Source organism: Streptomyces sp. MnatMP-M17, assembly GCF_900091995.1.
Classification (GTDB): domain Bacteria; phylum Actinomycetota; class Actinomycetes; order Streptomycetales; family Streptomycetaceae; genus Streptomyces.
Window position 1 is genome coordinate 1 of the sequence record NZ_FMDK01000867.1, and the last position, 3,743, is coordinate 3,743.

Genomic DNA, 3,743 nt, shown 5'->3' on the forward strand with positions numbered 1-3,743 from the left:
ACCCCCCCCGCCACGGGCCCCGCCACACGCCCGGCCCGGGCCCGGCGCCCAGGACGCGGCCCGGCCGCCCATGCCACGGGCGGGACGCGTCCGGGCCCGAACCGGTCAGGTGGTCGGCGGTTCGAAGTCCCAGTAGGGCCGGGTACGGGAGCGGGCCGCGACGGTGTGCACATGCTGCGCGCCGAGCGTCTCCGCCAGATCGTCCAGCGCCTCTCCCTCGGCCTTCTCGGCACGCTGCGCGTCGCCCAGGGCCCGCAGATCCGCCGCGTGCGCGATACGGGCGGAGAGCGTCAGCGGATGCGTACGGCCGAGGACCTCGGTGGCCCGGGCGATGGTGTCGCCGGTCAGCGCGGCGGCGCCCTCCAGATCGCGCACGATGTTGCGCAGCGCGGAGGCGTTGACGGCGCAGCCCAGTGTCCACGGGTGGTTCTCGCCCACGGCCCGTGTCATGTCCACGAGGGCGTCCTCGATGAGCACATGGGCCTGGTCCCGCTCCCCGACATTGCGCAGGATCAGGGCGTGGTTGGCGCGGGTGCCCGCGACAAACGGATGGTCCTCGCCGAGCATCGCCACATAGCCGTCGACGACCTGGCCGCTTATGGCCAGGGCCTGGTCGATGTCGCCGTGCTCACGGGCGAAGCAGCTCTGGCTGGCCGCGAACATCATGGTCAGCGGGTCCTGTTCGCCCAGCACACGCTCACAGCTCTCCAGGACCTGGGTGAACAGGGCACCGGCCTTGACCCGTTCGCCCGCCCGGTAGAGACACAGCGCGAGATTGTGCTCGGCGCGCAGCGTCTGCGGATTGTCCCGGCCGAGCACGATGCGGTGCACGCGCGCGCTCTGCGACTGGAGCGACTCGGCCTCGCTGTAGCGGCCGAGCAGCCGCAGATCCGTGGCGTAGTTGATCTCGGAGAAGAGCGTCCAGGCGTGCCGTGGCCGCAGCAGCTGCCGACGGGCCTCCAGCGTGCGCCGGTTGAGATCCAGCGACTCCTTGTAGTGGCCGAGCAGCCGGTGCGAGACGGCCAGGTTGTTCTGGGCGTTGAGCGTACGGGAGTCCTGCTCGCCGAGGAGTTCGCGGAACGCGACCAGGACCCAGCCGGAGATCTCGAAGGCCTCCTGGTACCGGCCAAGGCCGCGCAGATCCGCGGCGAGCCCGCCCGCGGCCCGCAGATGCTCCGGGTCCTTCGGGCCCTTCTCCTCGCGCAAATGCTCGACGGCGGCCCGTTCGATGGCCTCCGTACCGGCGTAGTCGCCGACGGCGCGCATCACATTGCCGTAGTGGTAGCTGAGGTCCCAGATCCTCGGATGGGCCTCGCCGAGGAGCACCCGCCAGGTGTCCAGCGCGCGCCGGGCGAGGTTGATACCGACCCGGTACTCGCCCGAAAGGTACATGTAGCGCAGGCAGTTGAGGACCAGAGTGTGCATCGCCGGATCAGTGCTCTGGAGTACATCGGCCCATTTGAGGTGCGGAGTGATCTCCGCGTACCGGGGCCAGAGCCGGGTGTCGGTCGGCCGGCCAGGATCGGCCTGCACCAGCGCCCGCCGTACGACCTCGATGAACTCCTTGTGGTCCTGCGAGGGCATGTCCTGGTGGACGATCTGATGGACCATCCGGTGCATGTAGAGCGTGTCGCCCGCCACACCGGTGAGGCCCTCGCCGTTCACCGAGTCATGGACCTCGCGCTCGCCGACTCCGGCGGCGCGCACCACGGCGTACTGCCGCAGCTTGCCGATCGCCCGTGCCCAGCGCACCGGATCGTCGATCAGCCCGCGGAGCTTCTCCGGGAGCGCGTCCGGCGGCAGGTCCCGCACCAGCCGTACGGGGATGGCGCCGGGCGCGAAGAAGGTGCACAGCCGGAGCAGGTCGACCGATTCGGGAACCGTCTCACGGAGCTTGTTGAGCAGTATCGACCAGCCGGTCTGGAAGGCGAGCGGGAAGTCGGCGGAGACTCTGACGACATCCTGGTCGATGCCGTCCTCCAGCAGCTCGATGTACTCGTCGACCGACATGTCCGAGTCGTTGAGCCAGCCGGCCGTCTGGTCGAGCAGCAGCGGCAGGTCTTCGAGCGCCTCCGCGAGCTGGTCCGCCTCCGTGTGGCTCAGCCTGGGCGCGCGGCGGCGTACGAACGCCACCGACTCCTCGCGCTCGTAGACCGGGACCTCCATCAGCGCGCTGTTGTGCTCGCCCCACTCCGGATTGCGCGCCGTGATCAGCACATGTCCGGGACCGGTCGGCACCAGGTCCCAGATCTGGTCGGGCTCGTCGGCGCCGTCCAGGACGAGCAGCCACCGGCTGTACGGTTCGCCGCGGCGCAGCGCGTCACGCGCGGCGCGCAGCCGCTCGCCGTACTCCACACCGGTGGACAGACCGAGCGCGGGAGCGAGTTCGGCGAGTTTCTGCCGGCAGGTGACACGCTTGTCGGCGGAGACCCACCACACCACGTCGTACTCCGCGCCGAAGCGGTACACGTACTCCGCCGCGAGCTGTGTCTTGCCCACGCCCGACATCCCGTGCAGCGTGACCACTCCGGCGCCGCTGCCGGCCGCCTGGAGCGCGTGATAGGCGTCGTTGAGGAGGCCCTCGCGGCCCGTGAAGCGTGTGTTGCGGCGCGGCACTCCGCTCCATACGTCGGGCGTGTCGGCCGGGTAGCGCGGGCCGCGCCGGGTGTCCACCGGCTCCGGGCGCGGATCGGCGGGCAGGCCGAGACGGGCCAGGATGCGCCTCTCGGCCTCCTCCTCGCCGAGCGTCGTCAGATCGGCGGCGGCGAAGACCGCGGTGGCGCCGGGCAGCGCGGAGGTGGTGATGGTGACGGCGGCGAACCGGTCGGACTCGGGAGCCACGACCTCGCGCAGCGCCCTGTTCCACTCGTCGTGGGTGCGCGGGCCGAGCTGGAAGTACCAGTCGCTGAGGATGACCAGGACGGGACCGGGTGCGAGCAGCAGATCGCGCAGAGACGACTCCAGCGATGTCTCCGCCGGCGGGTCCCATCGCTGATAGACGACCGGGATGCCGCGCCGCTCCAGACGGTCCCCGATCCAGGCCGCCCAGGGCCGGTTGAAACCCGCGAAACTGATAGTGACAGCCTGCGGCCCGGTTGCTCCAACTGGCTTACGCACTGCGGGCATTCGGCCGTCTCCCTGCATCGTCATACGCCCTTTTAACATACCCCGGGGCGCCCTGATTCCATCCTCGGGCGCGCCGCTTCACGTTCCGTTCCTTTGGCGCCAGATCATCCGCGCGGTACGGACATATGCCACCGCCCGGGTGAGATGGCCGGGCGGCGGAGGAGTGTCCGCCAGCCGGTGGTAGACCGAGATCATCTCGTTGACGAGTACGCGGCCCTCCGGTGTCAGCGCTCCGGATCCGGCCAGCGCCGGCAGGACCGCGCCGACCTGTTCACGGCAGCGGGCGTGCTCGGCCCAGGCCAGATCACGGTGGGAGAGCCGCTCCGCGCCGAGGGCGAAGCGCTGCCAGTAGTCGGCGAGCGCGAGGTGCGAGTACGCGCCCTGGAGCAGTCCGTCGAAGGGCCGGGCGTCGGAGCGCCAGGGAGCGAAGTGCCGTGGCGTCGCGTCCTCGTGGTGCAGCGGGACGAGGGCGGCGAGCGCGGCGAGTTTGGTGTGCTGGAGCTCATGGACCAGCATGGACGCGAAGAAGGCGGCGGTGGCCGGGCGGCTGCTGAGAACCGCGCCGAACGCCTCGCGCCGGGTGCCGCTGGTGTGTGCCGCGCCCTCGCCGGTGGGCG

At 70.9% G+C, this 3,743-nt stretch carries 2 protein-coding genes; both read right to left on the bottom strand.

What is annotated here, in order from left to right:
• Window positions 1-105: 105 nt before the first annotated feature.
• Window positions 106-3,126 carry an FxSxx-COOH system tetratricopeptide repeat protein gene (gene fxsT / locus GA0115259_RS32340; RefSeq protein ID WP_093603562.1) on the bottom strand — a complete coding sequence of 1,007 codons (3,021 nt, stop codon included), beginning with the start codon at window positions 3,124-3,126 and terminating at the stop codon, window positions 106-108.
• A 78-nt stretch (window positions 3,127-3,204) separates the two neighbouring features.
• On the bottom strand, window positions 3,205-3,743 hold a 539-nt coding region (locus tag GA0115259_RS32345; RefSeq protein ID WP_237540649.1), incomplete at its 5' end, for an aKG-HExxH-type peptide beta-hydroxylase.